Raw genomic sequence first — 24,960 nt, 5'->3', positions numbered from 1 at the left:
TATGTACGGCTGCCCGCCCGCACGTGGGCCGTCAGGTACGACCAGGAGCAGGAGACACAGCACGATGCGTATCGGAGTTCTCACCGCAGGCGGCGACTGCCCGGGCCTGAACGCTGTCATCCGGTCGGTCGTACACCGTGCCGTGGTCGGACACGGCGACGAAGTCATCGGCTTCGAGGATGGTTTCAAGGGCCTCCTCGACGGTCATTTCCGCCCCCTCGACATCAATGCCGTCAGTGGCATTCTGGCGCGCGGCGGAACGATTCTCGGCTCAGCCCGGATGGAGCGCGCCCGGCTGCACGAGGCCGCCGAGAACGCGGCGGAACTGGCGCGGCGCTACGAGATCGACGCCCTCATTCCGATCGGCGGCGAAGGCACCCTGACCGCCGCCCGGATGCTGTCCGACGCGGGCATGCCGGTGGTCGGCGTACCGAAGACCATCGACAACGACATCTCCTCCACCGACCGCACCTTCGGTTTCGACACCGCCGTGATGGTGGCCACCGAGGCGATCGACCGGCTGAAGACGACCGCGGAGTCGCACCAGCGCGTGATGGTCGTCGAGGTCATGGGCCGTCACGCGGGCTGGATCGCCCTGGAGTCCGGCATGGCGGGCGGCGCCCACGGCATCTGCCTGCCGGAGCGGCCCTTCGAGGTCGACGCCCTGGTGAAGATGGTGGAGGAACGCTTCGCCCGCGGAAAGAAGTTCGCGGTCGTCTGCGTCGCCGAGGGCGCGCACCCGGCCGAGGGCTCCATGCCGTACGAGAAGGGCGCGATCGACGCGTACGGGCACGAGCGCTTCGCGGGCATCGGCAACCGGCTCGCCGTGGAGCTGGAGCGGCGCCTCGGCAAGGAGGCCCGCCCGGTCATCCTCGGCCACGTCCAGCGCGGTGGCACCCCGACGGCCTACGACCGCGTCCTCGCGACCCGCTTCGGCTGGCACGCGGTGGAAGGCGTCCACCGGGGCGACTTCGGCAACATGACCGCCTTGCGCGGCACCGAGATCGTGATGGCGCCGCTGGCCGACGCGGTCACCGAGCTGAAGACGGTCCCCGAGTCGCGCATGTACGAGGCCGAGTCGGTCTTCTAGCGCGCGGGTCCCCGCCGTCCCGGCTCGCCGCGCGGCCTCACCGCCGGGCCTCACCACCGGGCCTCACCACCGGGACCTACGTCACCGATATCCGCGCCGAACGGCCCCGGTCGTGTCCCCCCGCGGGACCGGCCGGGGCCGTCGTGCGGACGCCCCGGGGGTGCCGTTGTGGCCTATCGCACCTGCGCCAGCTCCCAGAACCGGTCCACGATCTCCGCCAGGAACTCGCGCCCCGCGTCCCCGCTGTCGGGCCGGCCGCCGGAGCTGCCCCAGCTCAAGGTGGCCAGCATCCGGGACTGGTAGTCCCCGTGCAGCTGCTCCAGCACCCGCTCCAGCTCGGACTTCGCCACCGGGAGCAGCTTGGTCAGCGGCTTCACGTAGGCCTGCCAGCGGGTGGTCACCGCGTTGCGCAGCAGCTCCGCCAGCTCCTCCTGCTTGCCGGTGGCGGTGACGAACTGGGCCAGGGTCAGCCCCAGGAGCGCGGTGAGGGTGGCCGACTGGCGTTCGTTGCCCTTCCAGCGGCCGGAGTCCTCCATCTTGAGATAGGCGGCGGGCTCCATCCCGACCCGCCGGGCCAGCTCCTCCGGGGCCACGCCGCGCGCGACCCGGTGTTCCCGCAGGGTGACCGGCTCGGCCAGCAGCTCGCCGGGGGCGCACCACAGCACGCCCGCGAGGGCCGTCAGCTCGGTGGAGGTGGGCGGTATTTCGCCACGCTCCCACGCCATGACGGTTTCCGGGGTGACGAGGAGCCCGTACTGGGCGCGCAGGCCGTAGGCGACGTGGCCGGGTGCCATGCCGAGGGCCGCGCGCAGGCGGCGGGCGGCGGGGGCATTGAAAGGGGGGCTGGAGTGCACGAGCCACACCGTAGAAGCGGAAAGGGGTTGGCGACTACAGACCGTTCAAACAAGGCCACAACTCGTAGGAACCTCCTACGGAGTTCGGGTGTTGTGTCCGGATTTTGGGCGACCGTCCGGTAATCGGATCGTGCGAAGGCCTATGTCACGGGGTTCGGTTCAAGCCAACCCTACGCCTGTTGATCAAGTGAACCCGATCACACCCGGTCGCGTCATCTGAACCACTTCGGCCACCGGGGCGTGAACCAGTCGGGGGCCCTCGTACACGGGGGTGGCGAGGGCCCCCCTTCCCCGGTTCTTGCCTTGACGTCGGCGTCAAGGACTACGGTCGGCCCCATGCGAATCGGCGAACTGGCGGAGCGGGCCGGCACCACCACCCGGACCCTGCGCTACTACGAGGACCGGGGGCTGCTGCCCGCCCGGCGCACCGGCAACGGCTACCGCTCGTACGACGAGGAGGACCTGCGGCTGCTGCGCGAGATCCGGGTGCTCCAGGACTTCGGCTTCGAGCTGGAGGAGACCCGCCCCTTCGTGGACTGCCTGCGCGCCGGCCACCCGGCGGGGGACGCCTGCCCCGCCTCGCTCGCCGTCTACCGCCGCAAGCTCGCCGAGCTGGACGGCCTGATCGGCAAGCTGGCCGACGTGCGCGACCAGGTCGCCCGGCAGCTGGCGACCGCCGAGGAGACCGCCGGAGAGGCGGCCACCCCGCGCTGCGAGACCACGGCAAGAGACTGACCCGCACCACCGACGAAACAGGAAACAGGGGAGAAGAGATGCTGCGTGCCCACGGAGTGGACGAGGTCACCGACGCGACCTTCGAGAAGGAGGTGCTCGCCGAGCGCGGGCGCCCCGTGCTGGTCGAATTCACCGCCGACTGGTGCGGGCCCTGCCGCCAGCTCGCGCCGGTGCTGTCCGCCGTCGCCGCCGAGGAGGCGCACCGCCTGAAGGTGGTGCAGATCGACGCGGACAGCAACCCCGAGACCATGGTCCGGTACGGGGTGCTGTCCATGCCCACCCTGCTCGTCCTGCGCGACGGCGAGCCCGTCAAGACGATCATCGGCGCCCGGGCCAAGCGCCGGCTCCTCCAGGACCTGGAGGAGCACCTGGCACCGGCCCCTCAGGTCACGGCCTGAGCCACACCGTCGACAGCGGCGGCAGCGTCATCCGCAGGCTCGCCGCCCGCCCCTGCGCGGGCACCGGCTCCGGCCGCAGCGGCCGCAGGTGCCGCACCCCGCTGCCGCCGAACCGCTCCGCGTCCGTGTTCAGCACCTCCCGCCACTCGGGCACCTCCTCCGGCACGCCGATCCGGTAGCCGTGCCGCACCACCGGCGAGAAGTTCGAGACGCACAGCAGCTGCGAACCGTCCACCGCGAAGCGCAGGAACGCGAAGACGTTGTCCTCCGCCGCGTCCGCCTCCACCCAGGCGAACCCCTCCGGCACGGTGTCCCGCTCCCAGAGCGCCGGCGCCGCCATGTAGGTCCGGTTCAGCTCGCCCACCAGGGCGCGCACCCCGAGGTGGTCGGCGGCCGCGGAGTAGGAGGAGTCCAGCAGCCACCAGTCCGGCCCGTGCGCCTCCGACCACTCGGCGCCCTGCGCGAACTCCTGCCCCATGAACAGGAGCTGCTTGCCGGGATGGGCCCACATGAAGCCCAGGTACGCCCGGTGGCAGGCCCGCTGCTGCCACCAGTCGCCGGGCATCTTCCCCACCAGCGACCGCTTGCCGTGCACCACCTCGTCGTGCGAGATCGGCAGCACGTAGTTCTCGCTGTAGGCGTAGATCATCCCGAAGGTCATGTCGTGGTGGTGGTACTTGCGGTGCACCGGCTCGTGCGCGACGTAGCGCAGCGTGTCGTGCATCCAGCCCATGTTCCACTTCAGCCCGAAGCCCAGCCCGCCGCTGTCCGTCGGCCGGGTCACGCCTTCCCAGGCCGTGGACTCCTCGGCGATCGTGACCACGCCCGGGCAGCGCCGGTAGACCGTCGCGTTCATCTCCTGGAGCAGCGCCACCGCGTCCAGGTTCTCCCGGCCGCCGTGCTCGTTCGGCGTCCACTCGCCCTCGCCGCGCGAGTAGTCCAGGTAGAGCATCGAGGCCACCGCGTCCACGCGCAGCCCGTCGATGTGGAACTCCTGGCACCAGTACACGGCGTTCGCCACGAGGAAGTTGCGGACCTCCTTGCGCCCGTAGTCGAACTCCAGCGTCCCCCAGTCCGGGTGCGCGGCCCGCTGCGGGTCGTGGTGCTCGTACAGCGGCCGCCCGTCGAATTCGGCGAGCGCCCACTCGTCGCGCGGGAAGTGCGCGGGCACCCAGTCGACGATCACCCCGATCCCGGCCCGGTGCAGGGCGTCGACCAGGCCGCGGAACTCGTCGGGCGTGCCCATCCGCGAGGTGGGCGCGTAGAAGCCGGTGACCTGGTAGCCCCAGGAACCGCCGAAGGGGTGCTCGGCGACCGGCATCAGCTCGACGTGGGTGAAACCCAGCTCCTTCACGTACGCCGGGAGCTGCTCCGCCAGCTGCGCGTAGCTCAGCCCGGGCCGCCAGGAGGCCAGGTGCAGCTCGTACACCGACAGCGGCGCCTGGTGCGCGGGCCGCAGGCCCCGCGTCGCCATCCAGTCGGTGTCCCGCCAGGTGTAGTGCGAGGCCGTCACGATCGACGCGTTCGCGGGCGGCACCTCGGCCCGGCGCGCCATCGGGTCGGCGCGCAGCGTGTGACTGCCGTCGGGGCGCGTGACGTCGTACTTGTACAGCGCGCCCTCGCCGACACCGGGCAGGAACAGCTCCCACACCCCGGTCGACCCCAGCGAGCGCATCGGGTACGCCACCGCGTCCCAGTACGAGAAGTCACCGGTGACCCGGACCCCCTGGGCGTTCGGCGCCCAGAGCGTGAACCGGGTCCCCGCCACGCCCTGGTGCTCCATCGGCTCCGCGCCGAGCGCCGTCCACAGCTCCTCGTGCCGGCCCTCGCCGATCAGGTGCAGGTCCAGCTCGCCGAGCGCGGGCAGGAAGCGGTAGGGGTCGTGCACCTCCACCTCGTCGCTGTCGTACGCCACCAGCAGCCGGTAGTCGGGCACCCCGGTCAGCGGCAGCAGCCCGGAGAAGAATCCGTCGCCGTCGTCGTGGAGTTCGGCCCGCAGCCCCTTGGCGACGATGGTGACCGCCTTGGCGTACGGGCGCAGCGCCCGGAACGCCACCCCGCCCCGGTGGGTCCGCGCCCCCAGCACCGCGTGCGGATCGTGGTGGCGGCCCTCCAGCAGCCGGGCCCGTTCGTCCGCGCCCAGGGCCGGCGCGGGCCGGACACCGTGCGGCGGGGCGGTCCGCCGGGCCCGGGGCGCGCGCGGTTTCTTCGCCGTCTCGGCGGGGGCGGCGGCGGTGGTCGGGCGGGACGTCGGCGACGGCTGTCGGGCGGCGCTCACGTGTGCGGCCTCCTAGGGGGCTGCTCGCGGGGGTGGGGTGTGGGGGAGTGCGGGAGGGAGTCGGTGACGGGCGGCGGGAGCGGCAGCCGGTGGGCCGGACGCTCGCGCTCCGACAGCCGCCGGACGGCGGCCATCGGGACGTGCAGCCAGTCGGGGCGGTGCCGGGACTCGTAACGGGCCTCGTACACCGCCTTGTCGGTCTCGTAGGCGCGCAGCAGGACCGGGTCCTCGCGCGGATCGCGGCCGGTGGTCCGGGCGTACCCCTCGCAGAAGGCGGCCCGGCAGGCGTCCGCCCAGGCGGGGGCGAACGGCCGGTGCGAGCGGGCCGCGTAGTCGAAGGAACGCAGTATCCCGGCGATGTCCCGGACCGCCGGTTCCGGGCGGCGCCGGTCGGCCAGCGGGCGGGCCGGTTCCCCTTCGAAGTCGATCAACGACCAACTGCCGTCGAGGGTGCGCAGGGTCTGGCCCAGGTGCAGGTCGCCGTGGATGCGCTGGGCGGGCACCCCGGCGCCGCGCGAGGAGGCCAGCGCGTCGAAGGCGCCCCGCAGACCCGCCTCGTACGGCCGCAGTGACGTCACCTCTCGTGCGGTGGCGGCCAGCCGCGCGGTCATCCCGGCGGCGAGCCGGGCCGTCTGTTCGGGGCCCAGCGCGACGGTCGGCAGGGCGTCGGCGAGCGCGCTGTGCACCTCGGCGGTGGCCCGGCCCAGGGCGTGCGCCTCGGCGGTGAAGTCGGCGCCCGCGCCCAGCCGGCGCAGCGCGAGCTGCCAGCCGTCGTCGGAGCCCCGCAGGTACGGCTGCAGGACGCCCAGGGTCAGCGGCTCGGACCCGGTCAGCTCGGCCTCGTACCAGGCGACCGGCGCCGGGACCCGGGCGCACCCGGCGGCGGCCAGGGCGCGGGGCAGCTCCAGGTCGGGATTGACCCCGGGGCCGACCCGCCGGAAGACCTTGAGGATGTAGGCGTCCCCGTAGATCAGCGAGGAGTTGGTCTGCTCCCCGGACAGCGGCCGGGCGGCCAGCGCGGCCGGGATCAGCGCCGCCGGATCGCGGTCGAAGCGCAGCGGGCCGAGCGTGCCGGGGGCGCGCAGCCGTTCCAGCAGCAGGGCCGCGAGCCGCGGGTCGCCCAGCCCCTCGTAGATGACCTGACCGGCGTACGGGCCCGCCTCGGCGCGGCCGATCAGCGCGGGCGCGAGCGCGGGCGGCAGCTCGGGGCGGATCCCGAGCAGCAGCTGGTAGCAGTCGCCGTCGACGTCGAGCAGCAGGTGCAGCAGCCCCGGCGAGGAGCCGGGCGGGAGCAGTTCGGCGGCCGAGACCCAACGCAGGACGCTGATCGCGCGCCCCTTGCCCGCGAACCAGCGCTGCCGTGGCAGCCAGGCGCGCAGGAGTGGTTCGAGCGCCCCGAGCCGGTCCGCCGCTCCCGTGCGGTCGGCCGCCAGGCGGCCCGTCCGGCCGGTCTGGCTCCGGGTGGATGCAGCCTCCGACATGGCATCGCGTCCTTTCCCCGGGCCGTCACAGTTGCGCAGAGTGTCCCGGATCGTGGCAGTTGCTGGCCGGTGGTGTGTGCGTGTGTCGGGTCAGGATGGTCCGTACAGGGCGGCGATTGACCCATTCGCCGCCCACGGACGAGCACTTGGTGAGGTGTCGTTACTGCTCCGCCCGCAGCCTGAACCAGTAGAAACCGTGCCCCGCCAGGGTGAGCAGGTACGGCCACTCGCCGATCGGCGGGAACCGGACGTCACCGGTGAGTTCCACCGGTACCCGCCCGTTGAACGACCGCAGGTCCAGCTCCGTCGGCTGCGCGAAGCGCGAGAAGTTGTGCACGCACAGCACCAGGTCGTCGGCTTCGCCCTCGGTGGAGGGCGCCTCGCGGAGGAACGCCAGCACCGCGGGGTTGGACGAGGGCAGTTCGGTGTACGAGCCGAGGCCGAAGGCGGGGTTCGCCTTGCGGATCTCGATCAGCCGCCGGGTCCAGTGCAACAGCGAGGAGGGCGAGGACATCGCGGCCTCGACGTTGGTGACCTGGTACCCGTAGACCGGGTCCATGATGACGGGCAGGTTGAGCCTGCCCGGATCGCACGAGGAGAAACCGGCGTTGCGGTCCGGGGTCCACTGCATGGGCGTGCGCACACCGTCCCGGTCGCCCAGCCAGATGTTGTCGCCCATGCCGATCTCGTCGCCGTAGTACAGGATCGGCGAACCGGGCAGGGACAGCAGCAGGGCGGTGAACAGCTCGATCTGGTGCCGGTCGTTGTCGAGCAGCGGGGCCAGGCGGCGCCGGATGCCGATGTTGGCCCGCATCCGCGGGTCCTTGGCGTACTCGGCGTACATGTAGTCGCGCTCTTCGTCGGTGACCATTTCGAGGGTCAGCTCGTCGTGGTTGCGCAGGAAGATGCCCCACTGGCAGCCGGCCGGGATCTGCGGCGTCTTGGCGAGGATTTCGGAGACCGGGTAGCGCGACTCCCTGCGCACCGCCATGAAGATGCGGGGCATGACGGGGAAGTGGAACGCCATGTGGCATTCGTCCCCGCCCTTGCCGTAGTCGCCGAAGTAGTCGACGACGTCCTCGGGCCACTGGTTGGCCTCGGCGAGCAGCACGGTGTCCGGGTAGTGCGCGTCGATCTCCGCCCGGACCCGCTTGAGCAGGGTGTGGGTGCGCGGGAGGTTCTCGCAGTTGGTGCCCTCCTCGGCGTAGAGGTAGGGGACCGCGTCGAGCCGGAACCCGTCGATGCCGAGGTCGAGCCAGAAGCGCAGGGCCGAGACGATCTCCTCCACGACGGCCGGGTTCTCGTAGTTGAGGTCCGGCTGGTGGGAGAAGAACCGGTGCCAGAAGTACTGCTTGCGCACCGGGTCGTAGGTCCAGTTCGAGGACTCCGTGTCGACGAAGATGATGCGGGCGTCCTGGTACTGCTTGTCGTTGTCGGCCCACATGTAGTAGTCGCCGTACGGGCCGTCGGGGTCCTTGCGCGACTGCTGGAACCACTCGTGCTGGTCGCTCGTGTGGTTCATGACGAAGTCGATGATCACGCGCATGCCGCGCTGATGGGCCGCGTCGACGAATTCCACGAAGTCGGCGAGGTCGCCGAACTCCGGCAGTACTGAGGTGTAGTCGGAGACGTCGTAGCCGCCGTCGCGCAGTGGCGAGGCGAAGAACGGCGGCAGCCAGAGGCAGTCGACGCCGAGCCACTGGAGGTAGTCCAGCTTGGCGGTGAGCCCCTTGAGGTCGCCCACGCCGTCGCCGTCGCTGTCGTGGAAGGAGCGGACGAGGACCTCGTAGAACACCGCCCGCTTGAACCAGTCGGGGTCGCGGTCCTTCGCGGGGGTGTCCTCGAACAGGTCGTGGACGGGATCGTTGATCATCATGAGGTGGGTGACCCTCCGGTGAGCGGGGACGGTCGCAGAGCGGCAAGCACGTGCGCGGGGGTGCGGCCCGGTTCCAGGCGCACGTAGTTCGCCCTGCCCCAGTGATAGGTCTCGCCGGTGAGCTCGTCGCGCACCGCGAGGGACCCGTGCCAGTCGAGGCCGAGTACCGGCATGTCCAACGAGACCGTCGCCTCCTGGGTGTGGTGCGGATCGAGGTTGACGACCACCAGTACGCAGTGCGCTCCGCTGTGCTTCGAATAGGCGATCACCTGCTCGTTGTCGGTCGAGTGGAAATGGATGTCGCGCAGCTGCTGGAGCGCCGGATTGCGGCGGCGCATCCGGTTCAGCGAGGTGATCAGCGGGGCGATGGTGCGGCCCTCGCGTTCCGCGGCGGCCCAGTCGCGGGGGCGCAGCTCGTACTTCTCGGAATCGAGGTACTCCTCGCTGCCCTCCTTCACCGGGGTGTTCTCGCACAGCTCGTAACCGGCGTAGACGCCCCAGGTGGGAGAGAGGGTCGCGGCCAGCACGGCCCTGATCTCGAAGGCGGGGCGGCCGCCGGTCTGGAGGTACTCGTGCAGGATGTCCGGCGTGTTGACGAAGAAATTGGGCCGCATGCAGGCCGCCGAATCGCCCGCCAGCTCGGTGACGTATTCGGTGAGTTCCCGCTTCGTGTTGCGCCAGGTGAAATACGTGTAGGACTGCTGGAAACCGATCGAGGCGAGCGCGCGCATCATGGCGGGCCGGGTGAAGGCCTCGGCCAGGAAGATCACGTCGGGATCGCTCTTGTTGATGTCCGCGATCACCTTTTCCCAGAAGACCACCGGCTTGGTGTGTGGATTGTCGACGCGGAAGATGCGCACTCCGTGGTCCATCCAGTACCGCAGGATGCGCAGGGTCTCCTCGACGATTCCGCTCATGTCGGTGTCGAAGTGGACGGGATAGATGTCCTGGTACTTCTTCGGCGGATTCTCGGCGTACGCGACGGTCCCGTCCGCGCGGTGGCGGAACCACTCCGGGTGCTTCTCCACCCACGGGTGGTCCGGCGAGCACTGGAGGGCGAAGTCGAGCGCGATCTCCAGGCGCAGCTCGCGGGCCCGCGCGACGAAGCGGTCGAAGTCCTCGATCGTGCCCAGCTCGGGGTGGACGGCGTCGTGCCCGCCCTCGGTCGAGCCGATGGCCCACGGCACACCCGGATCCCAACTCCCGGCGGAGAGTGTGTTGTTGGGGCCCTTGCGGTACGTGCTCCCGATCGGGTGGATCGGCGGCAGGTACACCACGTCGAAGCCCATGGCGGCGACGGCCGGGAGCCGCTCGGCGGCGGTCGTGAACGTACCGCTGACCGGGGCCTCGCCGGGCTCCAGCACCGCGCCCTCGGAGCGCGGGAACAGCTCGTACCAGGCACCGAAGAGGGCCCGCTTGCGCTCCACGAGCACGGCCAGCGGCTTCGAGGCGGTCACCAGCTCCCGGAACGGCTTGCGGGCGAGCGCGGCGTCGACCTCGGGCGCCAGGGCCGCGGCCAGCCGCACCCCGGCCGGCCGGTCCTCGTCGCGCAGGGCGTCGGCGGCGGCCAGCACCGCCTCGCGCCCGTCCCGCTTCGGGATCTTGGCGGCGACCCGCTCGTACAGCTCGGCGCCCTCCAGCAGCATCAGACCGGTGTCGATCCCGGCCGGGACCTTGATCGCCGCGTGCGCGCGCCAGGTCGCCACCGGATCGCTCCACGCCTCGACGACGTACGTCCACCTCCCCTCGGAGTCGGCGGACACCCGCGCGCCCCACCGGTCGGTGCCGGGCGCCAGCTCGGACAACGGCACGGGCGGGCGCGCGCGCCCGTTCGGATCTCGCAGCACCACGTGGGCCGCGAGCGCGTCGTGTCCCTCGCGGAACACGGTGGCGGAGACTTCGAAGACCTCGTCCACGACCGCCTTGGCGGGTCTGGCGCCGCAGTCGACGGCGGGGCGGACGTCCAGCACGGGAATGCGACCGATCATGATGGGATCACCTGGGGGCAGTTCGCAGGGCTCGGTGACAACGGTCCAGCCGATGACGCTCCGGCTGGTTGTGCACGCTCTGTTCGGTCTGTTTCTAGCCGCTCAGTGGACGGCTGGCCTGCGGGCATGGCCGCTCCTGTCCGCGTTCACTCGGGTGGCGGGAGGTGGGGCGGGGGGTGTGCCGTGCGCTGTACGAGCGCCGGCGAGCGCTGTACCCGGGGAGCCCTGCCCACTCAGAGGCCGCCCAATCCGCGCGCTGGGTTAACTACTCGTACGTAGGGACGAGCGCATGGTCCGGCGGACCGAAGCTGACGCCCGAGCCCCCGTCAGCTCGCCGTCCGCGCGCGGAGCTTGCCGCCCGCTCGGGGCCGTCCGGCGCCGCGACCGAGGCGGGGCGGAGGCGGGGCGGAGGCGGGATGGCCGTGCGGAGGCGGGATGGCCGTGCGGCGGCGCCGCCGCTAGCCTTCCCGGGGTGATGCGCGGGTGCACAGCGTGGTGCGGCCGCTCCGAGGCGTAACCCCCTGCGAAGGTGGACACGTGAAGGCTATCCGTCGATTCACCGTGCGCCCTGTCCTGCCGGAACCCCTGCTGCCGCTCGCCGATCTCGCGCGCAACCTGCGCTGGTCGTGGCACGGGGAGACCCGGGAACTCTTCCAATCCGTCGACCCCGAGGGCTGGTCCGCCGCCGGCGGCGATCCCGTCCGGCTGCTGGGGGCGGTGCCCGCCGCCCGGCTGGAGGAACTGGCGCGGGACCGCAGGTTCCTGCGGCGGCTCCACGGCGCCTGCGCCGACCTCGATGACTACGTCCACGGCGACCGGTGGTACCAGGGGCAGGAGAACAGCGCCGAGCTGCCCGCCGCCATCGCCTATTTCTCGCCCGAGTTCGGCATCACCGCCGCACTGCCGCAGTACTCCGGCGGGCTCGGGATCCTCGCCGGGGACCACCTCAAGGCCGCCAGCGACCTCGGCGTCCCGCTCATCGGCGTCGGCCTGCTCTACCGGCACGGGTACTTCCGCCAGTCCCTCTCCCGCGACGGCTGGCAGCAGGAGCACTACCCGGTCCTCGACCCCAACGAGCTGCCCGTCTCCCTGCTGCGCGGCCCCGACGACACCCCCGCCCGCGTCACCCTCTCGCTGCCCGGCGGCCGCTCCCTGCACGCGCACATCTGGCAGGTGCGCGTCGGCCGGGTGCCGCTGCTGCTGCTCGACTCCGACGTCGAGGACAACGACGCCGCCGCGCGCGAGGTGACCGACCGCCTCTACGGCGGCGGCAGCGAGCACCGGCTGCTCCAGGAGATGCTGCTCGGCATCGGCGGGGTCCGGGCCGTGCGGACGTACTGCGCGCTCACCGGCCATCCCGACCCCGAGGTGTTCCACACCAACGAGGGGCACGCCGGTTTCCTCGGGCTCGAACGCATAAGGGAACTGGAGGGCGTGGGCCTGGCCTTCGACGCGGCCGTCGAGGCGGTCCGGGCCGGCACGGTGTTCACCACCCACACCCCGGTCCCCGCGGGCATCGACCGCTTCGAGCGGGGGCTGGTCGCCCGCCACTTCGCCGACGGCGGCGAGCTGATCGGCGTACCCGTCGACCGGATCCTCGAACTGGGTGCCGAGAGCTACCCGGGCGGTGATCCCGGCGTGTTCAACATGGCCGTCATGGGCCTGCGCCTCGCCCAGCGCGCCAACGGCGTGTCCACCCTGCACGGCGCCGTCAGCCGCGGCATGTTCGCCGGGCTCTGGCCGGGATTCGACCCCGCCGACGTTCCCATCGTCTCCGTCACCAACGGCGTGCACGCTCCGACCTGGGTGGCCCCCGAGGTGGTGCGGCTCGGCGCCCGCCAGATCGGCGCCGGGCGCACCGAGGACGCGCTGTCCGTCGGTGGCTCGCAGCGCTGGGACGCGGTCGCCGACATCGCCGACCAGGACGTCTGGGACCTGCGCCGGGTGCTGCGCGAACAGCTCGTCCAGGAGGTCCGCGACCGGCTGCGCGCCTCGTGGCGCCAGCGCGGGGCCGGGGACGCCGAACTGGGCTGGGTGGACTCCGTACTCGACCCCGACGTGCTCACCATCGGGTTCGCGCGCCGGGTGCCCTCCTACAAGCGGCTCACGCTGATGCTGCGCGACCCGGACCGGCTGCGCAGGCTGCTGCTGGACCCGGACCGCCCCGTACAGATCGTCGTCGCGGGCAAGGCGCACCCCGCCGACGACGGCGGCAAGCGGCTCGTCCAGGAACTGGTGCGCTTCGCCGACGATCCGCGGGTGCGCCACCGCATCGTGTTCCTGCCCGACTACGGCATGGCCATGGCGCAGAAGCTCTACCCCGGCTGCGACGTGTGGCTGAACAACCCGCTGCGCCCGCTGGAGGCCTGCGGGACCAGCGGCATGAAGGCCGCGCTGAACGGCTGCCTCAACCTCTCGGTCCTGGACGGCTGGTGGGACGAGTGGTTCGAGCCGGACTTCGGCTGGGCCATCCCCACCGCCGACGGCTACGGGACCGACGAGGACCGGCGGGACGACGTCGAGGCGAACGCCCTCTACGACCTGATCGAGAACCGGGTCGCGCCCCGCTTCTACGACCGTTCCGGGCGCACCGCGCTGCCCGTGCGGTGGATCGAGATGGTCCGGCGCACCCTCGTCTCGCTGGGGCCCAAGGTGCTCGCGGGACGCATGGTGCGCGAGTACGTGGAGCGGCTGTACACCCCGGCCGCGCTCGCCCACCGCTCCCTCACCTCCGAGGCGGCGTGGGAACTCGCCACCTGGAAGGGGCGGGTGCGCGCGGCCTGGCCGCGGGTCGGGGCGCTGCACGTGGAGGCCCTGGCCGCCGGTCCCGGGGGAGCCGTGGGAGGCACCGCGGAACTGGGGTCGACGCTCACCCTGCGCGTCCAGGTCGCCCTGGACACGCTCGGCCCCGACGAGGTCGAGGTACAGGCCGTCGCGGGGCGGGTGGACGCGCAGGACGTCATCGGCGAGGCGCGGACCTTCCCGCTCAAGCCCGCCGCGGGACCGGACCTGGACGGCCGCTGGCTGTACGAGGGCCCGCTCGCCCTGGACCGTACGGGCCCCTTCGGCTACACCGTACGGATCCTGCCCGCCCACCCGCTGCTGGCCACCCCGGCCGAACTGGGCCTGGTCGCGGGCCCGGTGGACCCGACGGCGCACCCGGGCGGCGGGATGGTGCTGCGCTGAGTCACCGCGCGCGCCGGGACACCGGCGCGCGCGGTCAGGGGGCGGTCGGCGTGCGGTCAGGGGGCGGTCGGCGGGTCCACCAGCCGCCCGTCCTCCACCAGCATCCCGGCCCGCTTGATGTGGCGCAGGGTGGGGATCACCTCGACCTGCTGCACCCCGTCCACCGCGCCGATCCGCTCGGTCAGGTAGGTGTAGAGCGAGTCGGTGTCCCGGCACACCACCACCGCGAGCAGGTTCGCGGCCCCGGTGACCGCCGCCGCGAACGGCACCTCCGGGTGGCGGCCGAGCGCGGCCCCCACTTCCGCGAGCCGGGCGGGCGGGACCGTGATCATCAAGGTCGCCTCGGTCTCGTACCCGAACATGGAGGGTACGGTCTCCACGTCGAAGTAGACCGCGCCGAGGTCCCGCATCCGGTCCAGGCGGCGGCGGGCCGTGGACTCGGACAGCCCGCAGGCGCGGGCCAGCTCCGGATACCCCGCCCGGCCGTCCTGGCCGAGGACCGCCAGCATGGCCAGCTCGGCCTCGTCCAGGGCGTACAGCTCCGGCGGCTGCCCGGGTACGGCCGCGGCGGTGGGGCGGACCATGGCCTCGATCTGGTCCTCGCGCAGCGCCGCCATCCCGAGCCAGGCCTCGGGCCCGCCCATGAACGTCCGCAGGAGGGTGTGGGCGGTGACCCCGGTGACCCGTCGGGTGCTCGGCAGCTTGTCCAGCAGCAGCCCGTCGCGCTCCCGCCGGGTCCGGGCCTTGGTCATGCAGTGGATCTCGGTCCCGCCCGAGCCGAGCTTCACCCAGGCGATGTCGGGCCGCCGGGCCAGCGCCCCGGCCACCGCGAGCGCCGCGTCCGGGGCGCACTGCACCCGGAGCCAGGACTCGAACAGCCCCACCCGGCGGCCCAGCGGCAGCGCGACCACGCGGATCAGCCCGGTGGTGCGCATCCTGCGGTAGCGCCGCACCACCGTCTGGTCGGAGACCTCCAGCACCTCGGCGAGATGACTGAAGGAGGCCCGGCCGTCGATCATCAGCGCCTGGATCAGCGCGTGGTCGAGTGAGTCCGTTTCCCCCAAGTTCATGGTTTCCATCATCCCAGAGGCCCCCCATGCGGGAAATCCGCCGCGGAGGAGCCACTGGGTGGGGGAGGAGGGGTACGGCCTGCGACCTTGAGGTCACCGGGCGCCCGAGCCCCGGGCGCCGGAAACCCGCCCCGCGCGGCCCCGGATCCAGACCTGCCCTAGGAGTACCCCCATGCGTAAGTGGCTGCCGTTGACCGCGGTCTGCCTCGGCGCGTTCATGCTGCTGGTCGACGTCACGATCGTGACCGTCGCCCTCCCCGACATGGCCACCGACATGCACAGCGGATTCACCGGGCTCCAGTGGGTGATGGACATCTACGCCCTGGCGCTGGCCGCGCTGCTCCTCGGCGCGGGCTCGCTCGCCGACCGGATCGGCCGCCGCCGCGTCTACCTCGGCGGTCTCGTCCTCTTCGCCGCGGCCTCGCTGGCTTGCGGCCTGGCCGACGGCCCGGGCACCCTCATCGCCTTCCGCGCCGTCCAGGGCATCGGCGGTGCGGCGATGTTCGCCACCACCATGGCCCTGCTCAGCGCCGCTTACCAGGGCCGCGACCGCGGGATCGCCTTCGGCGTGTGGGGCGCGGTCAACGGCGCCGCCGCCGCGGCCGGACCGATCATCGGCGGCCTGCTCACCGAGCACTTCGGCTGGCGCTGGATCTTCTACATCAACCTGCCGGTCTGCGCGCTCGCCGTCTTCGTCACCCTCAAGGCGGTCGCCGAGTCCCGCAACCCGCACGCCAAGGGCATGGACCTGCCCGGCATGGCCACCTTCACGCTCGGCGCCGCCGCCGTGACCTACGCCCTGATCCGGGTCGGTGAGAACGGCTGGACCTCCGCCACCACCCTCGGCCTCTTCGCGCTCGCCGTCCTCTCCTTCGCGGCGTTCATCGTGGTCGAACTGCGCACGGCCCACCCGATGCTCGACCTCTCGCTGTTCCGGAGCCCCTCCTTCGTCGCGGTCATGACCGCCGGGCTGCTGCTCTCCGGCGGGGCCTTCTGCTACCTGATGTACGTCTCCCTGTGGCTCCAGTCGGCCGAGGGCATGAGCCCGGTCGGCGCCGGTCTGGTGCTGGTGCCGCTCAGCCTGGCCGCCTTCCTGGTCTCCGCGGCGGCCGGGCGGCTGCTGCACGGACTGTCCCCCCGGCTCACCATCGGCGGCGGGCTGCTGCTGGTCGGCGCGGGCGCGCTGCTCCAGAGCCTGATGCTGGATGCCGGCGACGGCTGGTCCGCGCTGCTCCCGGGGCTGGCCCTGACCGGTGTGGGGGTGGGCACGGCGTTCCCGGCGCTGGCCGCCACCGCGATGTCCGCGGTGGCCCCGGCCCGGGCGGGCATGGCGGGCGGCGCGCTGAACACCGCGCGCCAGCTGGGCACGGCCCTCGGCATCGCGGTCCTGGGCGCGGTCTTCCACGCCGGCCTGGTCTCCGGGCTGGGCGGTACGCCGGGTGCGCGCGAGATGGCCGACGCGCTGGCCTCGGGCGGGGCGGGGCAGCTGCTCGGCGCGGCCCCGGCGGGCGGGGCGCGCGAGGCGCTGGACGGCCTGGTGGACGCCGCCTTCGCGAGCGGGCTGCGGGAGACGTTCCTGGTGTCGGGGGCGATGGGCCTGGTGGGCGCGGTGGTGGTGTTCGCGCTGGTACGCGGCACCGCGCCGACCCCGGCTCCGGCCGCGGGCCCGGCGGCCACGGCGGCGGTGGGTGCTCAGGCGACCGGGGAGCGGACGCCCGTACGCCCCTGAGCGCGTCCGGTCCAACGTCCGGTCCTGTCGGGTGAACCTTCGAACGCGCTGCGCATGGCGAATCGTTTCAGCAGTTCCGTCCGCTCCTACGCTGCCCGCGGATGCCCACCGGACCCGGTATCCGAGGAACCCGAGAAACGGACACCCCATGCGTCTTCGCACCACCGCTGCCGCCGCTTTCGTCGGCGCCCTGGCCCTCGTCATTCCGGCGGCGGGCCAGTCGTTCGCCAACGACGACGACGGCCACCACCGCTCGCTCGGTGAGCTGCGCTACCGGATCGACGGCGACGGCTGGAGGGAGATCAATCCGCCGGAGAACGACACCTGCTACCGGCTGAGCGGCACCGACTGGGACGAGGCCGCCACCCGCGTCGCGAACGACACGCGGTCGCTGGCGCTGCTGTTCGAGGACCGGGACTGCGGCGACCGGGCCGTGCGGACCCTCAACCCGGGGGACTCTGTGGGTGGCGTGCACGTCCGTTCGGTCTTCTTCAAGCCGTTCGACGACGATGACGACGACCACGGTCACCACTGGCGCCACGACGACGACGGCGACCGCCACGGCCGGGCGCGCCGCGACGGCGACGTCGACGGCCGCCACGAGCAGGGCGCCCGCGACGAGCAGAGCCGCATGGACGACGACGGCCCGGACCAGGCGGCCCCGGACCTGGGTCAGGCGCCGGACGAGAACCAGCGTCCGGACCTGGGTCAGGCGCCGGACGAGAACCAGGCCCCTGACATGGGTCAGGCTCCCGACGAGAACCAGCGCCCCGACGAGAACCAGCGCCCGGACCAGAACCAGCGCCCGGACGAGAACCAGCGCCCGGACCTGGGTCAGGCGCCGGACGAGAACCAGGCCCCCGACATGGGGCAGGCTCCGGACGAGAACCAGCGCCCGGACCAGAACCAGCGCCCGGACCTGGGTCAGGCCCCGGACGAGAACCAGGCCCCGGACGAGAACCGGGCTCCCGAGCAGGGCCAGGCCCCGGAGCAGGGCCAGGCTCCCGAGCAGGGCCAGGGTCGCGATGAGGACCAGGGCCGCAAGGCGCGGCCGGCGCGGCAGGCACCTCAGCGGCACGGCGTCGACCGGATGCGCCCGCACGAGGGCGACGAGGCGGACGACTCGGTCATCCGCAACGACGGCCTCGGCTTCTTCGACCACGACTTCCTGGGCGGCCACTTCCGCTGACCCACCACCCCGTGAAGGGCCCGGCACCCCAGGAGGCTTCCAGGGGTGCCGGGCCCTTCACGTGCGGGCTCCGAGCAGGGCCGGGCCTCGAACCCGGTGGTCGCTCCCGGGCCGGGACCTACGCGGACCGCGGACCGTCGCGCCGCGCCCCGGGGGCCAGCCAGGCCACCACGTCCGCCGCCGTATAGGGGGAGGCGTCCGGGGACACCCGCGGCAGGAACGAGAGGTCCTTGCCGAGGGTCACCAGCGGGGGTTCGACCCGGCCGCCCGGGCGGCGCTGCGCCAGGCCGATCGTGGCCAGCAGCCCGTTGCACAGGCACTGCTTCCCCGCGGTGTCCGCCGCGGCACCGCCCTTGCGGACGTACGCCGCCACCGGCTCGGCGGCGCACCGGTACACCACACCGCGCGGGCCGCGCGCCGGCGTCCGCAGGAACCCCAGGTCGCAGACCCGGCGCCGGGCGGCCGCGACCTCGGGGTCGGAGACCGTGCCGGCCAGCTCCGCCACCTTGAAGGGGAAGGACGTGGGCGAGGCATCCGGGTCGTTGCGCACCGCCAGCGTCCCGGCGCGGGCCCGCTCCAGCACCTGCTCGCGCAGGTGGCGGGCCATGCCGGACTCCTCGCACAGCGCGAAGGCGCTGCCGATCTGGACCCCGGCCGCGCCCTGGGCCCGCGCGGCCGCGAGGGCCTCGGGGGAGGCCTGACCGCCCGCCAGCCAGAACGGCAGCCCCAGCGCGGCCATCTTGGCGAGGTCCGGGTGGTCGCGCGGACCGTAGACCGGCTCGCCGGAGGCGTCCAGGGTCATCGGACCGCGCGGCGGGGCGCTGTGGCCGCCGGCCGGACTGGTCTCGATGACGAACCCGTCGGGCCGGGTGGCCGCATCGCGGGCGAGGTAGGCCGCCAGCACCGGCAGCGAGACGATCGCCAGGACCCCGGGGCGGCGCAGCGGGCCCGGCAGGTGCCCGGCGAGCAGGGCCGCCGGGTCGAAGGGCAGGTCCAGCGGTTCCTCGTCGCCCTCGACCCGGATCCGGGAGACGACGGGTTCGCAGCGGGCGAGGCGGGTCGCGAGCGCGGGGACGTGACCGGGCACCCCGGCGCCGACGCAGACGTAGTCGGCCCCCGCCAGGATCGCGCCGAACATCGCGGGCGCGGTCGCCGGCTGGATCTTCTCCAGGTAGTTGACGCCCACCGGGCCGTCGTGGCCCTCCTTGGCGAGCCACACCTCGACGAAGTTGCCGAGCACGGTGAGGATCTCGGCCTGGCCGCCACCGGTGGCGCGCAGCCGCGGGGTGGCGCGCATCGGCGTGCCGGCCGCGTCCCCGTCGACGCCCTCCGCGCGGAAATAGCGCTCGAGGACGGTCCGGGCCAGCTGGGGCCGCGGGAAGGCGGCGAGCGCGCGGCGCGCGTGGCCGCCGGGGTCGCCGGTCTGCAGGACGCGTGCGAGCACCACGTCGAGGGCCGTGCCGGAGACGACGCCCAGCTGTCCGGTGACGGCCACCGCGCGAGCCAGGCGCCAGCCGGAGACCCCGACGCCCATGCCGCCCTGGATCAGCCAGGGGTGGTCGTCGGCCCCGGTGCTCGCGGGGGTGTCGGCGAGGGGCTGCTGTGCTGTCGCGGGCATGTGCGTCCGTCCCGGTGCGGGGTGCCGGACCTACGGTTCCGTAGGTCCGCTCCCGTTCAGTGTGAACCGGCCGGGGACGGCCGACCGGCGCCGAAGGTCCCGTACCCGCGGGGAACAGGTCCCGGGCGCGTACGGACGTACGGCCGTGGCGGACGGAGCCGCACAACGGACGGAGCCGCGCAACGGACAGGGCCGCCCGGGGAGGTGTGCTCCCCGGGCGGCCCCGTGTCAGGTCAGTTGGTGCTCAGTGGCCCCTGGCGGGGGTCAGAAGGTGAGCTTCCAGCTGTTGATGTAGCCGACGTCCTGCGCCGCGAGGTCGGCGACCCGCAGCTTCCAGACACCGTTGGCGACCTCGGAGGAGGCGTTCACGGTGAAGGACTGGACGATGTTGTCCGCGCTGCCGCCGGTGCGGTTGCGCAGGTTGTACACGCTGCCGTCGGGGGCGACCAGGTCGACCTTGAGGTCACCGACGTAGGTGTGGACGATGTTCACGTCGACCTTGAGGGTGCTCGGGGCGTTGCCCGAGCGGGTCACGGTGATCGGCGACTCGACCGTCGAGTTGTCGTTGATCGTGTAGTCGGCCGTGTTCTCGAAGACGTTCTGCTCCGTGGTGCCGACGGTCCAGGTGAAGGACGCCGTACCCGTCTTCGAGGCGGAGTCGGTCACGGTGACGGTCACGTTGGACGTGCCCGCGGTGGTGGCCGTACCCGAGATCAGACCGTTCGAGGCGTTGATCGACAGGCCGGCCGGGAGGCCGGTCGCCGCGTAGCTCAGCGCGCCCGGGTTGGTGCTGGTGGCCTGGACCTGCAGGTTCACCGCGGTGTTGATCTGGGTGTTCTGGTTGGCGATCGGGGTGACCGAGACACCGCTGGGGGCGGGGCGCGATCCGACGGCGATGCCGGCCCAGGCGTTGGCCACGTTGTTGTACGTGACCGAGTTGGCGCCGTACAGGTCGGCCGCCGCCTGCAGGGTCGCCGTACGGGCGGCCGCGTAGTTGGTGTTCGACTTGAAGTAGCCGACCGTCAGGGCGCGGAACCAGATCTTCGCGGCGGCGTCGCGGCCTATCGCGGTGACCGGGAGGTTGTCCGAGGTGGGGGAGTTGTAGCTGACCCCGTTGATGACCTTGGCGCCGGAGCCCTCGGACATCAGGTAGAAGACGTGGTTGGCCGGGCCCGACGAGTAGTGCACGTCGAGGCCGCCGAGGCCGGAGTACCACGAGTCCTTGGACCCGCCGTCCTTGCTCGGCTTGTCCATGTAGCGCAGCGGGGTGCCGTCGCCGTTGATGTCGATCTTCTCGCCGACGAGGTAGTCACCGACGTCGTTGGCGTTGTTGGCGTTGAACTCGACGGCCGCCGACATGATGTCGGAGGTCGCCTCGTTCAGACCGCCGGGCTCACCGCTGTAGGTCATGTTGCCGGTGACCGAGGTGAGGCCGTGCGTCATCTCGTGCGCGGCGACGTCGATCGAGGTCAGCGGGTGCGTGTTGCTGGTGCCGTCGCCGTACGTCATGCAGAAGCAGGAGTCGTCCCAGAACGCGTTGACGTAGGCGTTGCCGTAGTGGACCCGGCTGTACGGGGCCACGCCGTCGTTGCGCAGGCCGTTGCGGCCGTGCACGTTCTTGTAGTAGTCCCACGTCAGCTGGGCGCCGTAGGCCGCGTCCGCACCGGCGGTCGCGCGGTTGGAGGCGAGGCCGTTGCCCCAGGTGTCGGTGGTGTTGGTGAAGAGGGTGCCGGTGCCCGACGAGCCGCCGTTGAGGTCGTACGTCTTGTGGCCGCCGCGGCCCGCGTCGGTCAGCGTGTAGTTGCTGCCCGACTGCGAGGTGCCCAGGGTGACCTGGCCGCTGTACATGGTGTTGCCGATGCCGGACTCGATCTTCTGCCACTCGGTGATCTTGGCGCCGGTCTTGGCGTCGGTGATCACGTGCAGCTCGCTCGGGGTCCCGTCGCGCTGGACACCACCGACCACGGTCTCGTAGGCGAGGACCGGGACGCCGTCGGCGGCCCAGACGACCTTCTTGGCGCCCTTGGCGGCCTTGACGTCCTTGCCGCCCGCCGAGGAAGCGGCCGAGAAGGCCGTCTTGTCGGCGGCGTCCGGGGTGACCGCCGCGGTCGTGTCGACCTTGATCTCGGCGTTGGTGGCCTTGGTGACGCTCTTGGTGACGCCGCCCTTGGCGTGGACGGTCAGGTCGCCGCCCAGCACCGGCAGGCCGCCGTAGGTGCGCTCGTAGGTGGTGTGCGTGGTGCCGTCGACGTCCTTGACGACGTCACGGACGATCAGCTTCTCCTGGTTGCCGAGGCCGAGGGCCTTGGCAGCCTGCGCGGTGGTGGAGTTGGCCTCTGCCAGGAGCGTCGCACGCTCCGAAGCCGACAGGTTGTAAGCGGCCGCGCCCGGGTTGGGCTGAGCGGCGGTGCGGGCCTGCGACGCGGTGGCGTCGGCGGAAGCGGTACCGGTCTGGATGCCGACGGCCAGGAGTGCAGCTGCCGCAACGAGAGCGCCGGCCGCGGTGGCACGCCGGTGGGGGGTGGGACTCAACGCAGACTCCTTCTGCAAGGGGGTTCCGGACAGCTGGGTGGGCCGCCGGGCAGAACAGCTGGTGCGCAGAACGGATCGAAGAGTGCCATCAACCGCGTGGGATGTCAGGGGCGCGTCAAAAGGTTGGCCAGAAACGGTTCGTTGTCCGAAGAGACGCGTCCGCTATACGAACTGTTCACCCGGACGTTCACCCGCCGGTTCGCCCACGCACGGGGGGTGGGGGGCGGCAATTCGGAACTCGGGATACCGCTGGCTAACGAACGGACAACGAGACGCCTCGTTCACGCAAACAGCATTTACCGTACGGGTGTTTGTCGTACTGTTTCCCGGTGCGACACGTGTCCGCTGCCAGGGGAAGCCGCGGGCCATCGCCACCGTCATAGTCCACGTGCCAGGGGGGCCCATGAGGCATGTCCATTTTCCTGCGCAAAGAGTGGCCGGATCGGCTCAGGGGACAGCTGCGCCCGAGCGACGGCTCGGTGACAAAGCCCGTTGGTACCTGCCCGCGGCGCTGACCGCGGACCTCGTCGGCGCGGCCGTGCCCGTCACCCTGGTCTTCGAGGCCGCTGAACAGGCCCGCCCCGTCTACTGCGGACTCGCCGCCGCCCTCGCCTGGGTCGGCGTGCAAGCGCTGCGCCGCCGTTATGCCTCCCGGCTGCTGGGAGAATCGCGGGGTGTCCTGCCCGTCGTGCACGACTGGCTGATTCTGATCGGCGTCCTGGCCGTGGCCCGCGTGGTGACGGACGAGAGCACCCCCCGGATGGCGGCCCTCGGCGCCCTGCTGCCCGCCCTGCTCGTGACCGTCGCCTGCCACAAACTGACCTACCGTCACCTCTCGGGCGCCCGCCGGGAGGCCCAGGCCGTCAGCCGCGTGCTGATGATCGGGGAACCCGGCACCGTCGAGGACGTCATCGCCCACCTGGCCGCGCGCACCGACCATCCGTACGTGGTCGTCGGCGTCGTACCGGTCGGCCCCGGCTCGCTCGACGGCGGCGTCCCGGTCGCGGCCCGCCTGGAGGCGGGCATGCCGGCCGCGCCCGGCGGCGACGCCGCCGCCGTGCTCGGCGCGGTCCGCGCCCACCACGCGGACCTGGTCCTCGTCGCGCCCGGCGCGCGGATGGCGGGGGAGCGGCTGCGCCGGGTGGCCTGGGCCCTGCACGACGCCGGTCTCGAACTGGCCGTGTTCCCCGGACTCGTGGAGATATCCGCCAAGCGGCTGGAGACGCTGACCGCGGGCGGCCTCGCGGTGCTGCGGATCGCGCCCCCGGTCAGCCGGGGCGTGCAGCCCGTACTGAAGTCCGTACTGGACCGGGCCGGGGCGGGGCTCGGGCTGCTCCTGCTGTCCCCGCTCTTCCTCGGCCTCGTCCTGGCGATCCGTCTCGGCTCGCGCGGCCCGGCCTTCTACAGCCAGCGCCGGATCGGCCGCGACGGCGTCCCCTTCGTGATGTGGAAGTTCCGCACGATGGTGGCCGACGCCGACGCGCTCAAGGCGGAGCTCACCGGGGTCAACGAACACGACGGCCTGATGTTCAAGATGCGGCGCGACCCCCGGGTGACCCGGGTCGGGCGGCTGCTGCGCCGCACCTCGCTCGACGAACTCCCCCAGCTGCTCAACGTGCTGACGGGCGACATGTCGCTGGTCGGCCCGCGCCCGCCGCTGCCGGAAGAGGTGGCGCGGTACGACGAGGTCGAGCTGCGCCGGCTCACCGTGCGCCCCGGGATGACCGGACTGTGGCAGATCAGCGGACGGTCCGACCTGTCCTGGGACGAAACGATTCAGCTCGATCTGCAGTACGTCGACAACTGGTCCTTCACCAGCGATGTCGACGTCGTGGCCCGTACGTTCCGCGCCGTCGTCGACGGTCGCGGAGCGTACTGAGGGGCCCCTGCGTATGTGCTCAGTTCCCGCCCTGGGAGTCCAGCCACCACCGGTAGGTGGACGTGATGCCCTCGCGCAGGCCGATGCCCGGCTTCCAGCCCAGCGACGTCAGCCGGGTCACGTCCAGCAGCTTGCGCGGGGTCCCGTCCGGCTTGGACGTGTCCCAGGCGAGCCGGCCCCGGAAGCCGGTCACCTCGGCGACCGTCTCGGCCAGTGCCTTGATGGTGAGGTCCTCGCCGCAGCCGATGTTGACCGGCTCGTCCCCGTCGTAGGAGTCCAGCAGCACGGCGCAGGCGGCCGCGAGATCGTCCACGTGCAGGAACTCCCGGCGCGGCGTGCCCGAACCCCACAGCGCGACCTCGTCCTTGCCCGCGGCCGCCGCCTCGTGGAAGCGCCGGATGAGGGCGGGCAGGACGTGCGAGGACTCCAGGTCGAAGTTGTCGCCGGGACCGTAGAGGTTCGTCGGCATGGCCGAGATGTACGAGGCCCCGTACTGCTTGCGGTACGACTGCACCTGGACGATGCCCGCGATCTTGGCCAGTGCGTACGCCTCGTTGGTCGGCTCCAGCGGACCGGTCAGCAGCGCGTCCTCGCTGATCGGCTGCGGGGCCAGCTTCGGGTAGATGCAGGACGACCCGAGGAACAGCAGCCTGGCGACCCCGGCGTCGTGCGCGCCGGCGATCACGCTCAGCTGGATCTTGAGGTTGTCCTCCAGGAACTGCACCGGGTAAGTGCTGTTGGCCATGATCCCGCCGACCTTGGCGGCCGCCAGGACGACGGCGTCCGGGCGGACGTCCTTCAGGTACGCGGCGGTCGCGGCGGCGTCGCGCAGGTCGAGTTCCGCGCGGCCCCGGGTGAGCACCTCGTGGCCGTCGGCGGTGAGCCGCCGGGCGACCGCGGACCCGACGAGGCCGCGGTGGCCGGCGACGAAGACGCGGGCGTGCGGGGGCAGGAGCGGCAGCGAGCTTGTCATACCGGCGATGATGCCAGCCCGCGGCCGCGCGGCGCGGGCCAGGTGCCGGGCCCGGCCGGATCCACCGTTCCCGGACGGGCCGCC

General features: G+C 72.4%; 16 protein-coding genes. 7 read left to right on the top strand and 9 right to left on the bottom strand.

Annotation, left to right across the window (positions count from 1 at the left end; translation table 11 throughout):
* The first annotated feature begins 64 nt into the window (after window positions 1–64).
* The gene (locus ABT084_RS01490; protein ID WP_351037610.1) at window positions 65–1,090 is read left to right on the top strand and encodes an ATP-dependent 6-phosphofructokinase; all 1,026 of its coding nucleotides are present in this window, start codon (window positions 65–67) and stop codon (window positions 1,088–1,090) included.
* 173 nt (window positions 1,091–1,263) lie between these two features.
* Here the strand turns inward: ABT084_RS01490 and ABT084_RS01485 are convergent, their stop codons facing one another.
* The gene (locus tag ABT084_RS01485; protein ID WP_351037735.1) at window positions 1,264–1,884 is read right to left on the bottom strand and encodes an XRE family transcriptional regulator; all 621 of its coding nucleotides are present in this window, start codon (window positions 1,882–1,884) and stop codon (window positions 1,264–1,266) included.
* Between the two features lie 396 nt (window positions 1,885–2,280).
* On the opposite strand from ABT084_RS01485, the gene ABT084_RS01480 reads away from it, so the two are divergent.
* Window positions 2,281–2,679 (top strand): MerR family transcriptional regulator, encoded by a 399-nt coding sequence (locus tag ABT084_RS01480; RefSeq protein WP_351037609.1) that lies wholly within the window; start codon window positions 2,281–2,283, stop codon window positions 2,677–2,679.
* A 38-nt stretch (window positions 2,680–2,717) separates the two neighbouring features.
* Complete coding sequence (locus tag ABT084_RS01475; RefSeq protein ID WP_351037608.1) at window positions 2,718–3,077, top strand: thioredoxin family protein; 360 nt, start codon at window positions 2,718–2,720, stop codon at window positions 3,075–3,077.
* Here the strand turns inward: ABT084_RS01475 and glgB are convergent.
* From glgB to ABT084_RS01455, 4 genes are all read right to left on the bottom strand, one after another.
* Window positions 3,067–5,355, bottom strand: a complete 2,289-nt coding sequence (glgB, locus tag ABT084_RS01470; RefSeq protein WP_351037607.1) for a 1,4-alpha-glucan branching enzyme — start codon at window positions 5,353–5,355, stop codon at window positions 3,067–3,069. The two genes, ABT084_RS01475 and glgB, sit on opposite strands and share 11 nt — an antisense overlap.
* On the bottom strand, window positions 5,352–6,836 hold the full coding sequence (locus ABT084_RS01465; RefSeq protein ID WP_351037606.1) for a maltokinase N-terminal cap-like domain-containing protein: 1,485 nt from the start codon (window positions 6,834–6,836) through the stop codon (window positions 5,352–5,354). The genes glgB and ABT084_RS01465 overlap by 4 nt, the downstream gene beginning before the upstream one ends.
* 160 nt (window positions 6,837–6,996) lie before the next feature.
* Window positions 6,997–8,712 (bottom strand): maltose alpha-D-glucosyltransferase, encoded by a 1,716-nt coding sequence (gene treS, locus ABT084_RS01460; protein ID WP_351037605.1) that lies wholly within the window; start codon window positions 8,710–8,712, stop codon window positions 6,997–6,999.
* Window positions 8,709–10,700: an alpha-1,4-glucan--maltose-1-phosphate maltosyltransferase gene (locus ABT084_RS01455; protein ID WP_351037604.1), complete on the bottom strand. Its 1,992-nt coding sequence runs from the start codon at window positions 10,698–10,700 to the stop codon at window positions 8,709–8,711. The genes treS and ABT084_RS01455 overlap by 4 nt, the downstream gene beginning before the upstream one ends.
* A gap of 537 nt (window positions 10,701–11,237) precedes the next feature.
* Here ABT084_RS01455 and glgP point away from each other — a divergent pair.
* Window positions 11,238–13,886 (top strand): alpha-glucan family phosphorylase, encoded by a 2,649-nt coding sequence (gene glgP / locus ABT084_RS01450; protein WP_351037603.1) that lies wholly within the window; start codon window positions 11,238–11,240, stop codon window positions 13,884–13,886.
* Window positions 13,887–13,942: 56 nt separating this feature from the next.
* Here the strand turns inward: glgP and ABT084_RS01445 are convergent, their stop codons facing one another.
* A complete protein-coding gene (locus ABT084_RS01445) occupies window positions 13,943–14,956 on the bottom strand; it encodes an Lrp/AsnC family transcriptional regulator (RefSeq protein WP_351037602.1) in 1,014 nt (337 codons plus the stop codon).
* Between the two features lie 172 nt (window positions 14,957–15,128).
* Here ABT084_RS01445 and ABT084_RS01440 point away from each other — a divergent pair, with 172 nt between their 5' ends.
* Together ABT084_RS01440 and ABT084_RS01435 are read left to right on the top strand one after the other, a co-directional pair.
* Entirely contained in the window at window positions 15,129–16,685 is a 1,557-nt protein-coding gene (locus ABT084_RS01440; RefSeq protein ID WP_351037601.1) for a DHA2 family efflux MFS transporter permease subunit, read from the top strand.
* Window positions 16,686–16,833: 148 nt separating this feature from the next.
* Window positions 16,834–17,874 carry a hypothetical protein gene (locus tag ABT084_RS01435; protein WP_351037600.1) on the top strand — a complete coding sequence of 347 codons (1,041 nt, stop codon included), beginning with the start codon at window positions 16,834–16,836 and terminating at the stop codon, window positions 17,872–17,874.
* A gap of 118 nt (window positions 17,875–17,992) precedes the next feature.
* Here the strand turns inward: ABT084_RS01435 and ABT084_RS01430 are convergent, their stop codons facing one another.
* Together ABT084_RS01430 and ABT084_RS01425 are read right to left on the bottom strand one after the other, a co-directional pair.
* Complete coding sequence (locus tag ABT084_RS01430; protein WP_351037599.1) at window positions 17,993–19,492, bottom strand: nitronate monooxygenase; 1,500 nt, start codon at window positions 19,490–19,492, stop codon at window positions 17,993–17,995.
* A gap of 264 nt (window positions 19,493–19,756) precedes the next feature.
* The gene (locus ABT084_RS01425) at window positions 19,757–22,024 is read right to left on the bottom strand and encodes a M4 family metallopeptidase (protein ID WP_351037598.1); all 2,268 of its coding nucleotides are present in this window, start codon (window positions 22,022–22,024) and stop codon (window positions 19,757–19,759) included.
* Window positions 22,025–22,427: 403 nt separating this feature from the next.
* On the opposite strand from ABT084_RS01425, the gene ABT084_RS01420 reads away from it, so the two are divergent.
* A complete protein-coding gene (locus ABT084_RS01420; RefSeq protein WP_351037597.1) occupies window positions 22,428–23,903 on the top strand; it encodes an exopolysaccharide biosynthesis polyprenyl glycosylphosphotransferase in 1,476 nt (491 codons plus the stop codon).
* Between the two features lie 19 nt (window positions 23,904–23,922).
* Here the strand turns inward: ABT084_RS01420 and ABT084_RS01415 are convergent, their stop codons facing one another.
* On the bottom strand, window positions 23,923–24,876 hold the full coding sequence (locus ABT084_RS01415; RefSeq protein WP_351037596.1) for a GDP-L-fucose synthase family protein: 954 nt from the start codon (window positions 24,874–24,876) through the stop codon (window positions 23,923–23,925).
* Between the last annotated feature and the right edge of the window lie 84 nt (window positions 24,877–24,960).

The sequence above is a fragment of the Streptomyces sp. NPDC002138 genome (assembly GCF_040296485.1).
Classification (GTDB): Bacteria; Actinomycetota; Actinomycetes; order Streptomycetales; family Streptomycetaceae; genus Streptomyces.
This window is presented reverse-complemented; position numbering and strand designations above follow the sequence as displayed.

Coding starts and splice junctions, on each gene's coding strand:
- ABT084_RS01490 (WP_351037610.1), top strand. CDS start 65: ATGCGTATCGGAGTTCTCACCGCAGGCGGCGACTGCCCGGGCCTGAAC.
- ABT084_RS01485 (WP_351037735.1), bottom strand. CDS start 1,884: ATGGCACCCGGCCACGTCGCCTACGGCCTGCGCGCCCAGTACGGGCTC.
- ABT084_RS01480 (WP_351037609.1), top strand. CDS start 2,281: ATGCGAATCGGCGAACTGGCGGAGCGGGCCGGCACCACCACCCGGACC.
- ABT084_RS01475 (WP_351037608.1), top strand. CDS start 2,718: ATGCTGCGTGCCCACGGAGTGGACGAGGTCACCGACGCGACCTTCGAG.
- ABT084_RS01465 (WP_351037606.1), bottom strand. CDS start 6,836: ATGTCGGAGGCTGCATCCACCCGGAGCCAGACCGGCCGGACGGGCCGC.
- treS (WP_351037605.1), bottom strand. CDS start 8,712: ATGATGATCAACGATCCCGTCCACGACCTGTTCGAGGACACCCCCGCG.
- ABT084_RS01455 (WP_351037604.1), bottom strand. CDS start 10,700: ATGATCGGTCGCATTCCCGTGCTGGACGTCCGCCCCGCCGTCGACTGC.
- ABT084_RS01445 (WP_351037602.1), bottom strand. CDS start 14,956: ATGAACTTGGGGGAAACGGACTCACTCGACCACGCGCTGATCCAGGCG.
- ABT084_RS01440 (WP_351037601.1), top strand. CDS start 15,129: ATGCGTAAGTGGCTGCCGTTGACCGCGGTCTGCCTCGGCGCGTTCATG.
- ABT084_RS01435 (WP_351037600.1), top strand. CDS start 16,834: ATGCGTCTTCGCACCACCGCTGCCGCCGCTTTCGTCGGCGCCCTGGCC.
- ABT084_RS01430 (WP_351037599.1), bottom strand. CDS start 19,492: ATGCCCGCGACAGCACAGCAGCCCCTCGCCGACACCCCCGCGAGCACC.
- ABT084_RS01420 (WP_351037597.1), top strand. CDS start 22,428: ATGAGGCATGTCCATTTTCCTGCGCAAAGAGTGGCCGGATCGGCTCAG.
- ABT084_RS01415 (WP_351037596.1), bottom strand. CDS start 24,876: ATGACAAGCTCGCTGCCGCTCCTGCCCCCGCACGCCCGCGTCTTCGTC.